Source organism: Nocardioides sp. P4_G10, from assembly GCF_056401175.1.
Genome location: NZ_JBFUJV010000020.1, coordinates 61785 through 80512 on the forward strand (window position 1 = coordinate 61785; position 18728 = coordinate 80512).

Consider the following 18728-nt stretch of genomic DNA (forward strand, 5'->3'; position numbering starts at 1 on the left):
GACGGCAGGTGGTCGGGCGGGATCGTCAGAGGTGCGGCTCCACGAGCTCGACGTAGCGGCGCGCGAGGGTGGCGACGACGTCGCGGCCGTCGGCGGCCCAGACGTCGGCGTTGAAGATCTCGACCTCGACGTCGCCGGTGTAGCCCGCGGCGGACACGAGGGAGGTGAGGCGGGGGAAGTCGATGTGGCCGTCACCCATCATCCCGCGCGACAGCAGCGCGTCGGGCGGCAGCGGGGTGATCCACTCGCAGACCTGGTAGGACGCGATGCGGTCCCCGGCGCGGGCGATCTGCTCCTCCACGCCCGGCTCCCACCACACGTGGAAGGTGTCGACGACCACGCCGACGGCCTCGACCGGCAGCGGGTCGGCGATGTCGAGCGCCTGCGCCAGCGTCGACACGACGCCGCGGTCGGCGGCGAAGATCGGGTGCATGGGCTCGATGGCGAGGCGCACGCCGACGTCCAGGGCGTGGGGGACCAGCGCCTCGATCGCGTCGCCCGCCCTGGCGCGCGACCTCGGCAGGTCGCGGTCGCCCGCGGGCAGGCCGCCGGGGACCAGCACCAGGCAGGGAGCGCCGAGCGCCGCTGCCTCGTCGAGCGCGCGACGGTTGTCGTCGTGCCGCTCGGCAACCGACAGGTCGCCGGCCCCCGTGAAGAAGCCGCCCCGGCACACCGAGGAGACGCGCAGGCCCGCGTCGGAGACCATCCGGGCGGCGGCCTCGAGCCCGACCGCGGCCACCGGCTCGCGCCAGGCGCCGATGGCCGGGAGGCCGGCGGCGACGCAGCCCTCGACCGCCTCGCGCAGGCTCCACCCGTCGACCGTCTTCTGGTTGAGCGAGAGACGGGCCAGCCGCGGGTCGCCCGGCGCCGGGGTCTCGACGCGGGCGGGTGCTCCGGACGGCACGTCCAGCGCGGTGTCGACGGCGACCTCGGAGGCGGTCATCGGGACAGCCCCGCGCCGTCGAGCCACAGCCGCATCCGGTGGGCGGCGAGCTCGGGGTCCGGCAGCAGCCGCGCCTCGTCGGCCAGGGCGAAGAGCCGGCCGAGGTGGACCGAGCTGCGGGCGGACTGCAGCCCGCCGACCATCGTGAAGCCCGGCTGGTGGCCGCAGAGCCACGACAGGAACGCGATGCCGGTCTTGTAGTAGTAGGTCGGCGCCTCGAACACGTGCCGCGACAGCGGGAGCGTTGGCGCCATCTCGGCGTCGTACGTCGCCAGGTCGCCCTCGTCGAGCGCGGCAAGTGCCGCGGAGGCGGCCGGCGTGATCGCGGCGAAGGCCCCCAGCAAGGCGTCGGAGTGATGGGTGCCGTCGCCCTTGATCAGCTCGGGGTAGTTGAAGTCGTCGCCGGTGTAGAGCCTGACGCCGTCAGGCAGCTGCGCTCGCAGCCCAGTCTCGTGGTCGGCGGAGAGCAGCGAGACCTTCACCCCGTCGACCTTGTCGGCGTGCGCCCGGACCAGGTCGAGGAAGGTGGCCGTCGCGGTCGCGACGTCGGTCGATCCCCAGTAGCCGCGCAGCTGGGGGTCGAAGGCCTCGCCGAGCCAGTGCAGCACCACCGGCTCGCGCACCTGCTCGAGCAGCTCGGCGTAGACCGCGAGGTAGTCGTCGGCGCTCGCGGCGGCGGCCGCCAGCTGGCGCGAGGCCATCAGGATGACCTGGGAGCCGGTGGACTCCACGAACCCGACCTGCTCGGCGTACGCCTTGCGCACCGCGTCGAGGGTCGCACCCGTTCCGGCGTGGTCGGTGCCGGCGCCCGAGGCGATCCGGGCGTCGTAGTCGCGGGCCTGCTCGGCGGAGCGGCGGACCAGCTCCTGCACCGCGGGCCAGTCCAGGCCCATGTTGCGCTGCGCGGTGTCCATGGCCTCGGCGACGCCGAAGCCGTAGCGGAACAGCTCGCGGCGGAAGGCCAGCGTGGCGTCCCAGTCGACGACGGCGGGCGCGCCGGGCACGTTCTCCCCGCGGGCGTCGGCGACCACGTGCGCGGCGGCGAAGGCGACCCGCTGGGCGAAGGGCTGGGGATGGTCCTTCCACTGCCGCGGCTCGTGGAGGACCACCGCCTCCCACCCGCCGTCGGCGAGCGGGACGTCGACGGAGACCGTCATCGCAGGGCCACCCGGCGGCCCTCGCGGGAGGACGTCAGGCCCGCATCCACGAGCTCGAGCCCGCGGACGCCGGCGGCGAAGTCGTAGTGGTGCGGCCGTCCTGCGTGCACGTCGAACAGGTACTGCTCCCATTGCGCGCGGAAGCCGTTGCCGAAGACCTGGTTGTCGGGGATCTCGCGCCACTGGCCGCGGAAGTCATCGGTCGTCGGCAGGTCGGGGTTCCAGACAGGCATCGGCGTGGCGTCCCGTGGCTGGATGCGGCAGTTGAACAGTCCGGCGATCGCCGAGCCGTGGGTCCCGTCGACCTGGAACTCCACGAGCTCCTTGCGCTCCACGCGCACCGCCCAGGAGGAGTTGACCTGCGCGATGATGCCGCCGGCCAGCTCGAAGATGGCGTACGCCGCGTCGTCGGCCGTCGCGTCGTACCGCTCGCCCTGCTCGTCCCACCGCGCGGGGATGTGGGTGACGGCCTTGGCGGTGACCGCCTCGACCGCGCCGAAGAGGTTCTCCAGGACGTAGTTCCAGTGGCAGAACATGTCGAGGACCATCCCGCCGCCGTCCTCCGCACGGTAGTTCCAGCTGGGGCGCTGGGCGGGCAGGCCGTCGCCCTCGAACACCCAGTAGCCGAACTCCCCGCGCACCGAGAGGATGCGGCCGAAGAAGCCGGAGTCGACGAGCCGCTTGAGCTTCATCAGCCCCGGCAGGTAGAGCTTGTCGTGCACGACGCCGTTGATGATGCCGCTCTTCTCGGCGGCCGCGACGAGCTCCTCGCCCTCCGCGACGGTCTCCGCGATCGGCTTCTCTGTGTAGACGTGCTTGCCGGCGGCAGCCGCCTTGAGGATCGCCGTCTTGCGCTCGCTGGTGACCTGGGCGTCGAAGTAGATCGGGGCCGGGTCCTCGGCGAGCGCGGTGTCGAGGTCGGTCGACCAGTCCGCGATCCCGTGCTGGTCCGCGAGCCGGGCCAGCTTGTCGGCGTTGCGGCCGAGCAGCACCGGCTCGACCTGCAGCCGCGTGCCGTCGGGCATCGCGATGCCGCCGTCGTCGCGGATGGCGAGGATCGAGCGCAGCAGGTGCTGGCGGTATCCCATCCGGCCGGTCACGCCGTTCATCAGGATGCGATAGGTGGTGTCGGGCATGGTGTGTCCTCGATCGTCAGGTGGTCGTGGGGGTCTTGGGTCGCCCGCCGAGGTAGAGCTCGGCGAGCTGGGGGTCGGCGAGCAGGTCGCTGGCCTTGCCGGAGATGTGCACCCGGCCGAGGTCCAGGACGCAGCCCAGGTCGGCCGTCTCCAGGGCCCGACGCGCGTTCTGCTCGACCAGGAGCACCGCGGTGCCGGCGTCGCGCATGCGCACCACCTGCTCGAAGACCGTGCCGGTGGCCTTGGGGTCCAGCCCCATCGACGGCTCGTCCAGCAGGACGACCCGCGGCGAGACCATCAGCGAGCGAGCGAACTCGACCTGCTTCTGCTGTCCGCCGGACAGGGCTCCGGCCAGCGCGGTCCACCGGTCTGCGACCACGGGGAAGAGGGTCTTGACGAAGTCGATCCGGTCGTTGATCTCGCCCTTCTCCTTCAACGAGTAGGCGCCCAGCCGCACGTTCTCCTCGACCGTCATCTCCTTGAAGACGCTGTGGCCCTGGAGGACGTGGGACAGGCCCGCGCCCAGCATCTGCTGGGGGCTGTTGCGGGTGACGTCCTGGCCGCCGACCTTGATGGTCCCGGCGCGCGGGGTGAGCATCCCGCTGGCGACCTTGAGGACGGTGGACTTGCCCGCCCCGTTGGGGCCGACGAGGCACACGACGGTGGAGGCCGGCACCTTGACGGTGAGCCCGCGCAGCACCAGCGCTGCCCGCCCGTATCCCGCCTCGATGTCGGTGAGCTCGAGCAGGTAGTCGGTCGTTTCAGACGCCAAGGTAGGCCTCCAGCACTCGGGAGTCGTTCTGCACGACGTCCGGGGTTCCCTCACAGATCGGGCGGCCGCGGTCGAAGACCACGACATGGTCGGAGAGGCTCATCACCAGCTCCATGTTGTGCTCGACGACGATGAAGGTCTTGCCCTCAGCGTTGAGCTCCTGGACGAGCGTGGCGATCCGGTCGATGAGGGCCGGGTTCACGCCGCCGGCCGGCTCGTCGAGCATGATCGTCTCCGGGTCGGCCATCAGCACGCCGGCGAGCTCGAGGAGCTTCTGCTGGCCGTAGGAGATGTCCATCGCCAGTGAGTGCTCGAGGTGGTCGATGCCGACGCGCGCCAACAGCTCACGGGCACGCTCGAGCTGGGCGTCGTTGCGCGAGGAGCCCAGCAGCGTGAGCACCGAGGTCGAGCGAACCGCGACGAGCATGTTCTCCATGACCGTCATCCGCGGGAAGATCCGGCACAGCTGGAAGCTGCGCCCGATGCCCGCCCGCGCGATCCGGTGGGAGGCCTTGCCGGTGATGTCCGTGCCGCGGTAGGTCGCGGTGCCGGAGTCGGGCTTGATCATCCCCGTCACGCAGTTGAAGAACGTCGTCTTGCCCGACCCGTTGGGTCCGATCAGGGCGTTGACCTTGCCGTGGTGGAAGTGGACGTCGGCCCCGTCGATGGCCCGCACGCCGCCGAAGGACTTGGTGAGCCCCTGGGTGGCGAGGCTGACCTCGAACGACTGGTCGGGGACGGCCGCGGCTGCACTGGTGGCGGTCACGAGCGGGCTCCTTGTGTCTCGTCGGCGTTCTCGGGCTGGATGTGGGCTGAGATGTTCGTGGCGTCCTTGCCGGTGCGCTCGTCTGGAGGTACGTCGCTCGCGGCGTGCTTACGGGCCCGCTGCTCCGCGAGCTCGGCCGCGCTCTCCTCGCGGATGGAGGCGGCCTGGGGACGGAAGCGCTGGATGCCCGCGGTGACGGCCGGGATGATCCCGTCCGGCATGAACAGCACCACGAGCGCGAGCAGGAGGCCCAGGGCGACGAGGTGGAACTGGGTGTCGCCGTAGGCGTTCTTGAAGTACTCCAGCGCGTAGCCCACGATCACCGCGCCCAGCAGCGGACCGAACAGGCTCCGGATGCCGCCGAGCAGGCTCATCAGCACCATGTAGGAGCCGACGAGGATCGAGAACTGGAAGATCGGGTCCAGGAACCCGAACCAGAGGGCGTACAACCCACCGCCCAAGGCGGTGAAGAACGCCGACACCACGAACGCGGTCAGCTTGTAGTTGAAGGTGGGGACGCCGAGGGACTGCGCCTTGTCCTCGTCCTCACGGATCGCCTTCAGGCCCATGCCGAAGCGGGAGCGGTCGATCAGCCACCAGCACAGCAGGGCGACGGCGAGCAGCGCGGCGTGGATGTAGAAGAAGCGCTCGTGCTGCTCGGGCCGGAGCACGTCGGTGCCGAACGGGCGCGGCACACGAAGGCCGTTGGAGCCGCCCGTGACGCTGCTCCACGACTGGAAGACCAGCAGCAGGATGAGCACGAGGGCGATCGAGACGATCACGAACGACGCACCGCGCACCCGGAGGCTGGCGATGCCGATCGGCACGGCCAGGACGGCGACGCCGAGGCCGCCGAGCAGGAGCGCGATCCACGGGTTGATGTCGGTGTGGATGACCAGCAGGGCCGTGCCGTAGCCGCCCAGGCCGGAGTAGGACGCGTGGCCGAGCGAGATGTAGCCGGTGAACCCGCCGACGAAGTTCCACGAGGTGGCCAGGACGGCGTAGCTCATGATCACGACGCCCACCGAGAGGATGAAGGCGTTCGGGGCCATGCTCGGGAAGGAGAGGACGGCGGCGGCCAGGACGACCAGGCCGACGAGCTTGAGCGCGAGCCCGCCGCGCGGGGCGGCGGTGGCTGCGGGAGTGGCGGAGCTAGAAGCGCTGGGCAAGACGACCTCCGAAGAATCCTTGCGGGCGGACCATCAAGGTCGCGAACAGCGCGACGTAGAAGATGGTCTGTGCCCAGGTGGTCCCCATCGGGATCTGCAACAGGCTCTGGCCCAGGCCGAGGACCAGGGCCGCGATCGCGGCCCCCGGTACGCTGCCGAGCCCGCCGACCACGATGATCGCCATGAGCGGGCCGATCCAGTGCCAGTGCAGCGAGGGGTAGATCGTCGAGTCGAGCGACAGGGCGGTGCCGCCGATCGCTGCCGTCGCCAGGCCCAGCCCGAACCCGTATCCGGCGATCCGCTCGGTGTTGATGCCGATCAGTCGGGCGGCCTCGGGGTGCTGAATGGTGGCGCGCAGGGCCTGGCCGAACGGCGTCTTCTTGAGGATCAGGTAGAGGGCGAGCAGCGAGACCGCGGCCATCCCGAAGGCGATCAGCTTGACGACCGGGATGTTGGCGCCGAACAGCTCGAGGCTGTCGCCGCCGTAGGGCAGCCGGATGCGGCGCTGGGTGCCGGAGAAGACGAAGCCCAGCATCCCCTCGATGACCAGTGCCACCGAGAAGGTGAGCAGCACCGACATCATCGTCAGGGTCGCAGGACGAAGCCGGGAGAGCAGTGTCCGCTGCATCGTCACACCGAGGACGAAGAAGATCGGCACGGTGAACAGCAACGAGACGAGCGGGTCGATGCCGGTCTCACGGTTGAAGAACCAGGCGAGGTAGGCGGCGAGGATGAGGAACGCCGAGTGGGCGATCATCACCACCCGCATCACGCCGAAGTAGAGCGTGAGGCCCGCGGCCAGGAGGGCGTAGAGCCCTCCCAGCAGCACGCCGAGCACGAGGCTCTGGAAGACGAGGGACATGGTGTCAGCTATCCGATCCGTTGGTCACCAGTTGGGCTTGTCGACGATGAGCTCGGCCTCGGCCGTGTCCTGGGGGAGGACGATCTTGATCTCGCCGTCGACGTACTGCTGGATGAGGTGGGCTCCTTCGGGGCGGCCCTCGGCGTCCCAGGTGAGCGGACCGACGACCGTCTCGACCTCGTTCTCCCGGAGCCAGTCGATGAGCTGGGACTGGCACTCCGCGTCGGGGTCGGCGCACTCGACGGCCTCGACGGCTGCCGCGACGACCTGGCCGGTGGTCCAGGCGTTGGCCTCGTCCTCACCGGGAGGGGTGCCGTTGAGCTCGGTGTAGTACTCGACGAACTCCGTGTTGGAGGGGTACTCCGCCTGGGTCGTGTAGCCGGTCGGGGAGAGGATGCCCTCGGTCTTGTCGCCGATCGCCTCGGCGAACTCGGCGTTGGTCGGCGCGGTCGAGAAGGCCGCCATCTGCGGCTGGTAGTCGAGCTGCTGCAGCGCCACGATGAGGTTGACAGCGTCCTGGTACTGCGTCCCGCCGACGACCATGTCGGCGTTGCTGTCGGCGATCTTGGCGGCGATCGAGCTGAAGTCGGTCGTGTTCGGCGGGTAGACCTCGTCCACGACGATCTCGACGCCCATCTCGTCGAGCCGGTCGCGCAGGCCGTATGCGGTGCCCATGGCGAACGGGTCGTCCATGGCGGCGAACGCCGCGGTCTCGGGACGCTCGTCGTCGGGCATGGCCTCGATCGCGTCGGCGAGGTTGTTGTAGTGGTCCTGCGCGACGGCCGGGGCGGCGTAGAAGAGGTTGTCGAAGCCCTGGGTGAAGACCTCCTCAGCGGCGCCGGCCGGCTCCACGAAGAGGAAGCCGTAGTCCTGGGCGACCTGGGCCGCGGGCACCACGAGGCGGGTGGAGAAGGGGCCGAAGACGAGGTTGACGCCGTCCTGGTTGATGAGCTTCTCGTAGTCCGAGGCGACACGATCGGCGTTGGACTGGTCGTCGAGGATCTTGAGCTCCACGTCCTTGCCGAGCAGTCCGCCGTTCTCGTTCATCCACGAGGCCCACGCCTCGTAGCCGCGCTGGACACCCTTGCCAGGCTCGGAGAAGTCTCCGGTGAGCGGGAGGGAGATGCCGATGGTGATGGTGTCGCTGTCTGCACCCGACGCGTCGTCACCACCGGAGCTCATGCAGGCGGTCAGGGCGAGGCAGGAGGCCGCGGCGAGTCCGGCTACGCGGTAGGGGGTCTTGACCTTCATGTCACTCCTCATGTCCAATGCGTAAGCGCTTTCGTAAGCGCTTTCGGCTACTGTAGGCATGAACGCCGATGTGTGGCAAGGGTCACATCTCAACGAGCCGGACCGAGGACAGGAGGACGACGCGGATGCCCAAGGGGACGCCATCGAGCCCGCGGCTGCAGGACGTGGCCGAGGCCGCGGGTGTGTCGATCGCGACCGCCTCGCGCAGCCTCTCGGGAGCTCCCGGTGTCAGCGAAGGTGTCGCCGAGCGGGTGCGGGAGCAGGCGCGCGCGATGGGCTACGTCGTCAACCTGCACGCGCGCAGCCTGGCGGGCGGCTCGACCCGCTCGGTCGGGCTCGTGGTGCACGAGATCGGCGACCCCTACTTCTCCGAGATCGCCAGCGGCGTGCTCGGTGTGGGCGCGCGCGAGGGACTCACCGTCCAGATCTGCCACACCGGGCGCGACCCTGCGCGGGAGCTGGAGCAGCTGCGGATGCTCGTCGCCAATCGCGTCGGCGCCATCATCGTCGCCGGGTCGGGCCTCGTCGACGCCTCGGTCCAGGCGCCGGCCAAGGCAGAGCTCCAGGCGTTCCAACGCGCCGGCGGCCGGGTCGCCGTCATCGGACGCCACCACCTCGGCGTCGACGCGGTGCTGCCCGACAACCTCCGCGGTGCGCGCGCCGTCGCCGAGCACGTCCTCGCGCTCGGCCACCGTCGCATCGCCGTGGCCAGCGGGTCCCGTCAGCTCACCACGGTCGCCGACCGGCTCGCCGGTATCGAGCAGGCCTGCACCGCTGCCGGCCTGGACTTCGCCGACCTCCCGGTGGTCGAGGCCGACTTCACGCGAGCGGGCGGCAAGGACGCCGCCGAGCGGATCCTCGCCGACCACCCCGGGATGACGGCAGTGCTCGCCCTCAACGACGACATGGCCATCGGCGTCCTGTCCGCGCTGCGCGCGCGAGGGGTGTCCGTTCCGGGTCAGGTGTCGGTCACCGGCTTCGACGACGTGGCAGTGGCTGGCGACCTGGCGCCGTCGCTCACGACCGTCCGCCTGCCGATGGCGGAGATGGGGGAGCAAGCCCTGCTCCTTGCGCTCAAGGAGCCCGGCACGCGTCCCCGCCGCCGCACGGTCGGCGCCGAGCTGGTGGTCCGCGACTCGACCGGGCGACCGCCCGCATGAGTGCGGCGCGAGCTCCGCGCGTGCTGGTCGCACCCGACAAGTTCAAGGGCTCGCTGTCCGCCCCGCTCGTCGCCGAGGCCGTCGCTGTGGGCCTGCGGCGGGCGGTGCCGGGGGCCGATGTCGACTGCGTGCCGGTCGCCGACGGCGGCGACGGCACCCTGGATGCAGCGGTGGCCAGCGGGTTCGAGCGCGTCCCCGTCACGGCTTCCGGGCCGACCGGCCGTCCGGTCCGCACGGCCTATGCGCGACGCGGTGCGACGGCCGTCATCGAGATGGCCGACGTGTGCGGCCTCGCCCGGCTGCCCGGCGGGACGCCCGCGCCGCTGACCGCCTCGAGCCGTGGCCTCGGCGAGGTCATGGCCCACGCCCTCGACGCCGGATGCCGCGACCTCGTCGTCGGGATCGGCGGGAGCGCCAGCACCGACGGAGGGCTGGGCGTGCTGTGCGCCCTCGGCGCGCGCGACGACGGCGATCGTCTCGAGCTCGACGGGCTCCATCCGGCGCTCGCCGAGTCCCGGGTGGTCGTGGCCTGCGACGTCGACAACCCGCTCACCGGTCCCGACGGGGCCGCCCCGGTCTACGCACCCCAGAAGGGGGCGAGCGTTGACGACGTCGCCCGGCTGGACGTGCGACTGGTCCGCTGGGCCGACCGGGTCGCCGTCGCGACGCGTGCTGACCGTCGCGACGAGCCCGGGGCGGGGGCAGCCGGCGGCGTCGGGTTCGGGCTCGTCGCCGTGCTGGGCGCGGAGCTGCGCCCGGGGATCGCGCTGATGCTCGACCTGCTCGGCTTCGACGACCGGGTCCGCGGGGCGTCCCTCGTGGTGACCGGTGAGGGCTCGCTCGATGCGCAGAGCCTGCGCGGCAAGGCGCCCGTCGGCGTCTCGGCCGCAGCCGGACGAGCGGGTGCGCCCGTGGTGGCCGTCTGCGGCCGCAACCTCCTCTCGACGGAGCAGCTCGCCGCGGCCGGCATCCGGGCGGCGTACGCCCTGACCGAGGTCGAACCGGACGTCGACATCTGCCTCCGCGAGCCGGCGCGGCTCCTCGCCGACCTCGGCGAGCGCATCGCGCGCGACCACCTGGCCTGGCAGTGCGGTGCTGGTGCACCAGGTGCACCAAGATCACCGCACTAGTGCGATCAACCGGCCAGGCGCCACCTGTCCGGGCACCTCGGGCGCGCCGTCACCTGTCCGGCCCACCCGCGAGGGTTGTGCAACGCGCCGACGCGTACGGCTGTGGCGCAGGGTCGGCCGTACACCTGGCCCCAGCCGAGGGATGCGGGCTCGTGACGCGTACGCGGGGCGGGCTCGCGTTCCACTGCACTTTCGCCTCGAACCCGCGAGGCGGTGTAGCGCATAGCCGGATGGCGCGCGCACGGCTCGGTCACGGACCACAGCGACCTGGATCAGCGAGTCGTCCCGCCCGTGGCGTCCGGGGCCGTCTGCTGCCGCTGGGTCGGCGCGCCGCTGGGCCGCGCGGTCCTTGGAGAAGCACAGTGCGGTGATGGTGGCGCACCAGGTGCACCACCATCACCGCACTGTCGTCGAATGTCCCCGCTCGTGCCGGGACTCCGACGAGGATCCGCGACGGTGAGGCAGCGCTCAGGCGGGAGGCTCGGGCGAGCCGTCCTCGGCCTCCTGACCGGCGCTGGGTCCGTCCTCGGAGTCGGAGCCTCGGGGGGTGTCGGACTCCTTGTCCTCCGCCTCGCCCTCGGGCGCCTGCGGCTTCTCGTCCGGCTCGGCGATCTCGTCGGGCAGGACGTCGTCGACGGCGGGGTTGTCGTCGGGGTTCAGGTCACGCGCAAGACCCGCATCGGCCGGGTCCTCGTCCAATGCGTCGACGCCACCGGGCACCAGCTGGGGCTCCTCGGCGTACGGCTCGGGCATCGGGCTCAGTTCTTCGTTCATCGATTCCCTCCCTGGGTCTCAGTGGATCCTGTCGCGGCCGGCGCGCTCGGGCCACCCCCGCTCGGGCGAGCGTCCCACCCGAAGGTGAGGTAGCCGACCCCGGAGAAGAGGTGCGTGAGGGCGTGGGCCTCGTGCGGCACCATCGGCTCGGGGAGGGCGTCCAGCGCGAACCACCCCAGCGACGCCGCCTTGTCGGGCTCGACGATCCGCGGCTCGCCGGTCCACGAGCGCGCGGTGAAGAACCAGTCGACCCGCTCCTCGACGGCCGGGCCGAACTGGCTGCGCTGCATGGTGAGCACGAAGTCGAGGTCGAGGTCGGTGATGCCGAGCTCCTCGAGCGCCTCGCGGCTCGCGGCGTCGTACGCCGTCTCGCCGGGCTCGACGTGCCCGGCGGCTGCGGCCGCCCAGTGTCCGGCCATGTAGGGGACCGGCCCCCGTTGCTGGAGAAGCACCTCCGTGCCGTCGGCCCCGTCGCGCAGCAGGTAGACGTAGGACGCCGGGACGAGGGCGAAGCGGTCGGTCACGCGGTCACCGTAGGGGTCGGTCAGCGGGTGGTGCCGGGCGGGATGTCGTCGTTCTTGCCGTCGAGGGAGTCGAGGGCGTCGCGCGCCTTGCCGGTGGCCTGGTCGATCTTGTCGGCGTGCTTGCCGCCGGTCTTCTCGTTGACGACACTGCCGGCCTTGTCGATGCCCTGCGCGATCTTGTCGCCGTGCTGGTCGACGGCCTCGGTGAGCTTGGCCTTCGCCTTGTCCATGAAGCTCATGGGTCCTCCTCGGGACATCTCCGGCCACCCTGGCGGATGAGGACACCGGCGCTGCCGAGACTAGCCACGCTGCGACAATCGGGGCATGCCTCGTCCGGTCGTCGCCCTCGTCGGTGCCACGGCGTCGGGCAAGACGGGCCTGAGCCTCGACCTCGCGGAGCGGCTCGGGGGAGAGGTCGTCAACACCGACGCGATGCAGGTCTACCGCGGGATGGACGTCGGCACGGCCAAGCTGCCGGAGTCGGAGCGCCGCGGGATCCCGCACCACCTGCTCGACCTCTACGAGCTCACCGCGCCGGCGACCGTCGCACTCTTCCAGGGCTGGGCGCGTGACGCGATCGCCGACATCCGCGGCCGCGACGCCACCCCCGTGCTGGTCGGCGGCTCGGCCCTCTACACCCGCGCGATCGTGGACCGCTTCGAGTTCCCCGGCACCGACGAGTCACTGCGCCGCGAGCTCGAGGTCGAGCTCGAGCGGGTCGGCAGCCACGCACTGCACCAGCGGCTGGCGGGGGTCGACCCCGATGCAGCCACGCAGATCCTGCCTGACAACGGGCGCCGCGTCGTCCGCGCCCTGGAGGTCGTCGCGCTCACCGGAAGGCCCTACAGCGCGAGCCTCCCGCGGCTGGAGTACGTCGACCCGCTGACCGTGCAGGTCGGCGTCGACATCGACCGGCCGACGCTCGACGTGCGGATCGCCCGGCGGGTCGAGGAGATGTTCGCGGGCGGGTTCGTCGAGGAGGTCGAGGCGCTGCTCGCCCGCGGCCTCGCCGACGCGCGCACCGCCTCGCGGGCCATCGGCTACCGGGAGGTGATGGGCTACCTCGCCGGCGACCGCACCCTCGCCGAGGCGATCGAGCAGACGACCGTCGCCACCCGCCGCTTCGCGCGCCGCCAGGACTCGTGGTTCCGCAAGGACCCGCGCATCGTGTGGGTCGCGCACGACGACCCCGACCGCGTGGAGAAGGCGGTCGGGGCGGTCGAGCGGCTCGGCGGCTGACTCAGGCCGCGGCCGGCTCCGGTCGTACGACGTCGGGGTGGCCCGGTCGGTCGGGGCGACCCGGGCGAGCAGCGTCGGCGGCCCCGAGGCCGGCCGCCTCCCGGATCCAGGTGGCGAGCTGCTCCTCGGTGCGGCCGCGGACGTCGGCGTACCGCGTCAGCCGGGTCGGCTTGATGCCGCAGAACTCCATCGTGCGGCCGCGGACCTGCTTGACGGTGCTGTCGCCGACGAGCGGGAGGTACCACCGCGGCGAGTCGGAGGTGACCCCGAGCCGGCCGGTGCGACCGGCGAGGAGGCCCTCGGGCATGCCGTTGTCCTTGTAGCGGAAGGCCCAGCCGCGCTCGAGCGTGCGGTCGAAGAAGCCCTTGAGGAGGGCAGGCACCGAGCCCCACCAGAGCGGGGTGAAGACAGCGACGTGGTCGGCCCACTCGAGCAGCGCCTGGGCCCGGGCGAGGTCGGGCTCGAGCACCTGCGGGCTGCGGTAGCCCGTGCGGAGGGTGAGGTCGAAGTCGAGCTCGCGCAGCACGAGGGAGGTGGCGGAGGCGCCGGCACCGGTGGCGTACGACGTGGCGAGGTGCGCGGTGAGCGAGGCGGGGTCGGGGTGGCCGTCGATGACGAGGACGTTGCCCATGGCGGGCTCCTATCTGGACAGTGACAAGAATCTGGACAACGTCCACATTGAAGTAGGATGTTGCTCATGTCAAGATCTGCGAGCGGATACCACCACGGCAATCTCCAGGCCGCGCTCGAGGACGCCGCGCTCGACCTGCTCGAGACCACGTCCGCGGCGAAGATCAGCCTGCGTGAGGTCGCGCGCCGCGCCGGGGTGAGCCACAACGCGCCCTACCACCACTTCGGCGACCGGGCCGCGCTGCTCAGCGCGCTCGGCGTACGCGGCATGGCGGCGCTGCTGGCCGCGCAGGAGGAGGCGGTCGCCGCGGCGGACGGGACGGTCGAGAAGGTGCGGGCGCTCGGGCTGGCCTACGTCAGCTACGCCGCCGCCCACCCGCAGGCGTTCGCGCTGGTCTTCGACCCCGACTACTGCGCCGCCGGCGCGCCGAGCGCGGAGATGGCGCCGTTGATCGCCCGCAACGAGGAGCTGCTCGGTTCCCTGGTCGGGCAGCTGGTGCAGGAGCCCGGCTACTCGGGCCGTGACCCGATGGCCCTCTCGGCGGCGCTGTGGTCGACCGTGCACGGCATGGCGCAGCTGATCACCCTCGGGCACCTGCCCGTCGAGGCGGCCCAGCCGGCGCTCGACGCCCTCGTCCGGTAGGCACGATCGATCAAGCGCGGTGTCGGTGGTCGGTGCCATGGTGGTCCGATGGCGACGATCTACTACACCGGTTCCACGCTCGACGGCTTCATCGCGACCGACGACCACTCGCTCGACTGGCTGACCTCGCGCGACATCGACATGAAGGGCCCGATGGCCTACCCGGGGTTCCGTGAGCGGCTCGGGGCGTGCGCGATGGGCGCCACCACGTGGCAGTGGATCCTCGACCACGACGACGACCCGTGGGGCCCGTTGCCGACCTGGGTGCTGACCCACCGCACCTTCCCGGAGGCGCCGCCGAGCGTGCGGTTCGACCGCGACGACGTCCCGCGCATCCACGCCGAGATGACCGAGGCCGCCGACGGGAAGGACCTGTGGGTGGTCGGCGGTGGCGAGCTGGTCGGGCAGTTCCACGACGCGGGCCTGCTCGACGAGGTGTGGATCCAGTACGCGCCGGTGACCGTGGGCAGCGGCGCTCCCGTGCTGCCGCGCCACGTCGAGCTGCGCCTCGAGGAGGTCGCGCGCAACCGCGACTTCATGTGTGGCCGCTACTCGGTCGTCCGCTGACCGACGCACCCCCGGGGGTGTTGGACAACCCGTGGGGGCCGCGGCAGGGTGGTGCCATCGACTCTCGGGAGGATCCCCATGCCCTACCTCGCCCGCCGCGTCACCGCCGGTGTCTCGGCTGCCAGTGGACTGGCCGTCGCCGCAGCACTGGTCGCCACGCCGGTCCCCGCCCAGTCGGCCGCGCAGGCAGCGCCAGCGCCGTCGACCACCTCTGACCGCCCGACCGTCAAGGACCCGACCGCGGTCGGCAAGGGCGGCGCGATCAGCACGGTCGACCCCGAGGCGAGCGCGGCCGGGCTCAAGGTCCTCAAGGCGGGCGGCAACGCCGTCGACGCCGCGGTGGCGGCAGCGGCGACGCTCGGCGTCACCGAGCCCTACAGCGCGGGCATCGGCGGTGGCGGCTACTTCGTCTACTACAACGCGAAGTCCGGCAAGGTCCGCACCCTCGACGGCCGCGAGACCGCGCCGATGAAGATGCCGCAGGACGCGTTCATCGACCCCGCGACGGGCAAGCCCTACACGTTCACCCCCGACCTGGTCACCAGCGGTGCGAGCGTCGGCACGCCCGGCTCCCTCGCCACCTGGGACAAGGCGCTCGACAACTGGGGCACGTGGTCGCTCGGCGAGGCGCTCGCGCCGGCCACCAAGGTCGCGCGTCGTGGGTTCAAGGTCGACGAGACCTTCCGCCAGCAGACCCTCGACAACGAGGTGCGCTTCGCGGCGTTCAAGGACTCCAAGAAGCTCTTCCTGCCCAAGGGCGACGCACCGAAGATCGGCTCGATCTTCCGCAACCCCGAGCTGGCCGACACCTACGACCTGATCGCCCAGCGCGGCACCAAGGCGTTCTACCGCGGCAAGCTGGCGCGGCTCATGTCGGAGGTGGTGCGCAAGCCGCGCACGACCAAGAACACCGACCTCCCCGTGCCCGCCGGCTGGCTCACCGCCCGCGACCTGCGCGACTACAAGGTCCGCTCGCAGCGCGCCGCGAAGACGAGCTACCGCGGCCACGACGTCTACGGCATGGCGCCGTCGTCGTCGGGCGGCACGACCGTCGGTGAGGCGCTCAACATCCTCGAGCGCTACGACCTCTCGGCGATGACGCCGGAGCAGGCGCTCCACCACTACCTCGAGGCCAGCGCCCTGGCCTACGCCGACCGCGGCAAGTACGTCGGCGACCCGGCCTTCGTCGACGTCCCGACCAAGCGGCTCCTCGACGACCGGTTCGCCGCCGAGCGAGCCTGCTCGCTCAACCCGACGAAGGCAGCGACCAAGCCGGTCCCGGCCGGCGACGTGACGTCCTACGACGGCGTGTGCACCGCCGCGTCGTCGGCGAAGGGCACGACCGACGCCGACACCGAGAACATCTCGACCACCAACCTCACGGTCGCCGACCAGTGGGGCAACGTCGTCGAGTACACCCTCACCATCGAGCAGACCGGTGGCTCGGGGATGGTCGTGCCGGGCTACGGCTTCCTGCTCAACAACGAGCTCACCGACTTCTCGACGGTGTACGACGCCGCTGACCCCAACCGCATCCAGCCGGGCAAGCGCCCGCGCAGCTCGATGTCGCCGACGATCGTGCTCAAGGACGGCAAGCCGTTCCTGGCGCTCGGCTCGCCCGGCGGCTCGACGATCATCACGACCGTGCTGCAGATGCTGGTCAACCGCATCGACCTCGGCATGACGATCGAGGAGGCCATCGCGGCGCCTCGCGCCACCCAGCGCAACACCGCCAACGTGACCGCCGAGCCGGCGTTCATCGCGACCTACGGACCGGCGCTGTCCGCCCTCGGCCACACCCTCGTCCCGGCGGGCGACGCGTTCACCAGCGCCGCCGAGATCGGTGCGGCGACGGCGATCGAGCTCGGTCCGCGCAACCGGATGACCGCGGTGGCCGAGCCGAGCCGTCGGGGCAAGGGCTCGGCGAAGGTGGTCGACGCCCGCTAGCTGCCCGTCCGGGTGGGACACTTCCTCGCGTGAGCTACCCCTTCCTCAAGGGCCACGGCACGGAGAACGACTTCGTGGTGCTGCCCGACGCCGACGGCACCCTCCACGGCGACCTGTCCGAGGAGCGCGTGCGCGCGCTGTGCGACCGGCGCTCGGGCATCGGCGGCGACGGGGTGCTGCGGGCGGTCCGTGAGGGCGACGGGTGGTTCATGGACTACCGCAACGCCGACGGGTCGGTCAGCGAGATGTGCGGCAACGGCATCCGGGTCTTCGCGCGCTACCTCCACGAGCGCGAGGGCGAGGCCTTCCCGATGAGCATCCGGACCCGCGCCGGGGTGAAGGTCCTCGACCGGTCCGGCGACGAGTTCACCGCCGACATGGGCACGCCCGAGGTGCTGGGAGAGACCGAGGTGTCGGTGATGGGGCGGTCGTGGCCGGCGCTCCACGTCTCGATGGGCAACCCGCACGCCGTGGCCTACGTCGACAACCTGGCCGAGCCGGGCCCGCTCATCGAGCCGCCGGAGCACGACGACGCGATCTACCCCGAGGGTGTCAACGTCGAGTTCGTGGTGCGCCGCGGTGAGCGCCACGTCGCGATGCGCGTCCACGAGCGCGGGTCGGGGGAGACCCGCTCGTGCGGCACCGGCGCATGTGCGGTGGCCGTCGCCACGGCGCTGGCCGACGACGCCCCTCGCGGGACGACGTACCGCGTGGACGTCCCCGGCGGGACGCTGCACGTGGTGTGGACCGAGGACGACCGCGTGCTGATGACCGGCCCCGCCGTGCTCGTCGCCGAGGGCGTCACCGACCTGTGAGGCGAGCAGCGTCGACCGAGGAACGAGGTCGACGGGTGGGCTCGACCAGGTCGAGTGGCCGCGCGGCTGAGGAACGAAGGCGCGCACGGCTGTACCGAGACCCGGACCCACTCGCCGACCTCCTGCGTCGGTCGTCGCTGCCCGTCTCATAGCATCCGGATCATGGACATCACCGGATCCACCGCCATCGTCACCGGCGGCGCGAGCGGCATCGGTGCCGCCGTCGCCCGCGCCCTCGCTGCGAAGGGTGCGGTCGTCGTCGTCGCCGACCTCAACGCCGAGAAGGGCGAGGCGCTGGCCGCCGAGATCGGCGGCGTCTTCGCCTCCGTCGACGTGACGAAGACCGACCAGGTCGCGGCCGCCGTCGAGGCAGCCGCCGAGATCGCGCCGCTGCGTGCGTGCGTGAACTCCGCGGGCATCGGCTGGGCGCAGCGCACCATCGGTCGCGACGGGCTGCTGGAGCAGGCGCACGACCTCGACGCCTTCCGCAAGGTCGTCGAGATCAACCTCATCGGCACCTTCGACATGACGCGGCAGGCCGCGACCGTGATGAGCCGCAACGAGCCCGACGCCGACGGCCAGCGCGGCGCGATCGTCAACCTCGCCTCGGTCGCCGCCTTCGACGGCCAGATCGGCCAGGCGTCGTACTCCGCCTCCAAGGGCGGCGTCGTCGGCATGACCCTCCCCGTCGCCCGCGACCTGTCCGCGGCCGGCATCCGGCTCAACACCGTGGCGCCCGGGCTGATCGACACGCCGATCTACGACGCGTTCCCCAACCCCGACGAGTTCAAGGCCAACCTCGGCCAGAACGTGCTGTTCCCCAAGCGCCTCGGTCGCGCCGAGGAGCTCGCCAGCATGGTCGTGGAGTGCCTGACCAACTCCTACATGAACGGCGAGACGATCCGCGTCGACGGCGGCATCCGGATGCCACCCAAGTGAGGTCTGCCCCCTCCACGACGGCTGCCTGACTGGTCCAGACCGTCGTCCACGATTCGGGAGATCCCACGCGCGGGTCGCCCGAAAGGGTGGATGGTGCCCGAGGGAAGCATGCATCTACAGCCTGTGGGGGGCGTCGATGACCAACGTGGTGGAGCCGCGCGCAGCAGCTGACAGCGACGACAACGAGCTGGCATCGCTCGTACGACGGTGGATGGGGGTACGCCGCGGCGGGACGCAGCGCGCCGAGCCGCAGCCGCCTGGCCCGGCCGCGTCCGACGGCACGACCGCCCGAGCCGAGCGGCCG

Annotated in this window: 20 protein-coding genes; 8 read left to right on the forward strand and 12 right to left on the reverse strand. The window is 71.6% G+C overall.

The window, feature by feature from the left end:
* Positions 1–25: 25 nt before the first annotated feature.
* The 8 genes from AC1DP1_RS18350 to AC1DP1_RS18385 are packed head-to-tail and all read right to left on the reverse strand — an operon-like array spanning position 26 to position 8068.
* Positions 26–943, reverse strand: a complete 918-nt coding sequence (locus AC1DP1_RS18350; RefSeq protein WP_477508057.1) for a sugar phosphate isomerase/epimerase family protein — start codon at positions 941–943, stop codon at positions 26–28.
* Positions 940–2100 (reverse strand): dihydrodipicolinate synthase family protein, encoded by a 1161-nt coding sequence (locus AC1DP1_RS18355; protein WP_477508058.1) that lies wholly within the window; start codon positions 2098–2100, stop codon positions 940–942. Before AC1DP1_RS18355 ends, AC1DP1_RS18350 begins: the two co-directional genes overlap by 4 nt.
* Positions 2097–3236, reverse strand: coding sequence for a Gfo/Idh/MocA family protein (locus AC1DP1_RS18360; RefSeq protein ID WP_477508059.1), 1140 nt, complete (start codon positions 3234–3236; stop codon positions 2097–2099). The genes AC1DP1_RS18355 and AC1DP1_RS18360 overlap by 4 nt, the downstream gene beginning before the upstream one ends.
* Positions 3237–3252: 16 nt before the next feature.
* Positions 3253–4008 (reverse strand): ABC transporter ATP-binding protein, encoded by a 756-nt coding sequence (locus tag AC1DP1_RS18365; RefSeq protein ID WP_477508060.1) that lies wholly within the window; start codon positions 4006–4008, stop codon positions 3253–3255.
* Complete coding sequence (locus AC1DP1_RS18370; protein ID WP_477508061.1) at positions 3998–4774, reverse strand: ABC transporter ATP-binding protein; 777 nt, start codon at positions 4772–4774, stop codon at positions 3998–4000. Before AC1DP1_RS18370 ends, AC1DP1_RS18365 begins: the two co-directional genes overlap by 11 nt.
* Complete coding sequence (locus tag AC1DP1_RS18375) at positions 4771–5943, reverse strand: branched-chain amino acid ABC transporter permease (protein WP_477508062.1); 1173 nt, start codon at positions 5941–5943, stop codon at positions 4771–4773. Before AC1DP1_RS18375 ends, AC1DP1_RS18370 begins: the two co-directional genes overlap by 4 nt.
* Positions 5927–6805, reverse strand: a complete 879-nt coding sequence (locus AC1DP1_RS18380; protein ID WP_477508063.1) for a branched-chain amino acid ABC transporter permease — start codon at positions 6803–6805, stop codon at positions 5927–5929. Before AC1DP1_RS18380 ends, AC1DP1_RS18375 begins: the two co-directional genes overlap by 17 nt.
* 24 nt (positions 6806–6829) lie before the next feature.
* Positions 6830–8068 carry an amino acid ABC transporter substrate-binding protein gene (locus AC1DP1_RS18385; protein WP_477508064.1) on the reverse strand — a complete coding sequence of 413 codons (1239 nt, stop codon included), beginning with the start codon at positions 8066–8068 and terminating at the stop codon, positions 6830–6832.
* A 113-nt stretch (positions 8069–8181) separates the two neighbouring features.
* Here AC1DP1_RS18385 and AC1DP1_RS18390 point away from each other — a divergent pair, with 113 nt between their 5' ends.
* Entirely contained in the window at positions 8182–9216 is a 1035-nt protein-coding gene (locus tag AC1DP1_RS18390) for a LacI family DNA-binding transcriptional regulator (protein ID WP_477508065.1), read from the forward strand.
* A complete protein-coding gene (locus tag AC1DP1_RS18395) occupies positions 9213–10346 on the forward strand; it encodes a glycerate kinase (RefSeq protein ID WP_477508066.1) in 1134 nt (377 codons plus the stop codon). The genes AC1DP1_RS18390 and AC1DP1_RS18395 overlap by 4 nt, the downstream gene beginning before the upstream one ends.
* A 468-nt stretch (positions 10347–10814) precedes the next feature.
* Here AC1DP1_RS18395 and AC1DP1_RS18400 read toward each other — a convergent pair whose 3' ends face one another.
* Genes AC1DP1_RS18400 through AC1DP1_RS18410 form a run of 3 tightly spaced genes read right to left on the reverse strand, consistent with a single transcriptional unit; the run spans position 10815 to position 11883 of the window.
* Positions 10815–11120: a hypothetical protein gene (locus AC1DP1_RS18400; RefSeq protein WP_477508067.1), complete on the reverse strand. Its 306-nt coding sequence runs from the start codon at positions 11118–11120 to the stop codon at positions 10815–10817.
* A complete protein-coding gene (locus tag AC1DP1_RS18405; RefSeq protein WP_477508068.1) occupies positions 11117–11644 on the reverse strand; it encodes an NUDIX domain-containing protein in 528 nt (175 codons plus the stop codon). Before AC1DP1_RS18405 ends, AC1DP1_RS18400 begins: the two co-directional genes overlap by 4 nt.
* Before the next feature lie 20 nt (positions 11645–11664).
* Positions 11665–11883 (reverse strand): antitoxin, encoded by a 219-nt coding sequence (locus AC1DP1_RS18410; RefSeq protein ID WP_300046964.1) that lies wholly within the window; start codon positions 11881–11883, stop codon positions 11665–11667.
* An 85-nt stretch (positions 11884–11968) separates the two neighbouring features.
* On the opposite strand from AC1DP1_RS18410, the gene miaA reads away from it, so the two are divergent.
* On the forward strand, positions 11969–12883 hold the full coding sequence (miaA, locus tag AC1DP1_RS18415; RefSeq protein ID WP_477508069.1) for a tRNA (adenosine(37)-N6)-dimethylallyltransferase MiaA: 915 nt from the start codon (positions 11969–11971) through the stop codon (positions 12881–12883).
* A 1-nt stretch (position 12884) separates the two neighbouring features.
* On the opposite strand, the gene AC1DP1_RS18420 is transcribed toward miaA, so the two are convergent.
* Complete coding sequence (locus tag AC1DP1_RS18420; protein ID WP_477508070.1) at positions 12885–13514, reverse strand: NAD(P)H-dependent oxidoreductase; 630 nt, start codon at positions 13512–13514, stop codon at positions 12885–12887.
* A 66-nt stretch (positions 13515–13580) separates the two neighbouring features.
* Between AC1DP1_RS18420 and AC1DP1_RS18425 the strand changes: the two genes are divergently transcribed.
* From AC1DP1_RS18425 to AC1DP1_RS18445, 5 genes are all read left to right on the forward strand, one after another.
* Positions 13581–14156, forward strand: a complete 576-nt coding sequence (locus tag AC1DP1_RS18425) for a TetR/AcrR family transcriptional regulator (RefSeq protein WP_457188762.1) — start codon at positions 13581–13583, stop codon at positions 14154–14156.
* 48 nt (positions 14157–14204) lie between these two features.
* Positions 14205–14723, forward strand: coding sequence for a dihydrofolate reductase family protein (locus AC1DP1_RS18430; RefSeq protein WP_477508071.1), 519 nt, complete (start codon positions 14205–14207; stop codon positions 14721–14723).
* Between the two features lie 78 nt (positions 14724–14801).
* Positions 14802–16670, forward strand: coding sequence for a gamma-glutamyltransferase (gene ggt, locus AC1DP1_RS18435; RefSeq protein WP_477508072.1), 1869 nt, complete (start codon positions 14802–14804; stop codon positions 16668–16670).
* 29 nt (positions 16671–16699) lie between these two features.
* Positions 16700–17485: a diaminopimelate epimerase gene (dapF, locus tag AC1DP1_RS18440; protein ID WP_477508073.1), complete on the forward strand. Its 786-nt coding sequence runs from the start codon at positions 16700–16702 to the stop codon at positions 17483–17485.
* Positions 17486–17647: 162 nt separating this feature from the next.
* On the forward strand, positions 17648–18424 hold the full coding sequence (locus AC1DP1_RS18445; protein ID WP_477508074.1) for an SDR family oxidoreductase: 777 nt from the start codon (positions 17648–17650) through the stop codon (positions 18422–18424).
* Positions 18425–18728 lie beyond the last annotated feature (304 nt).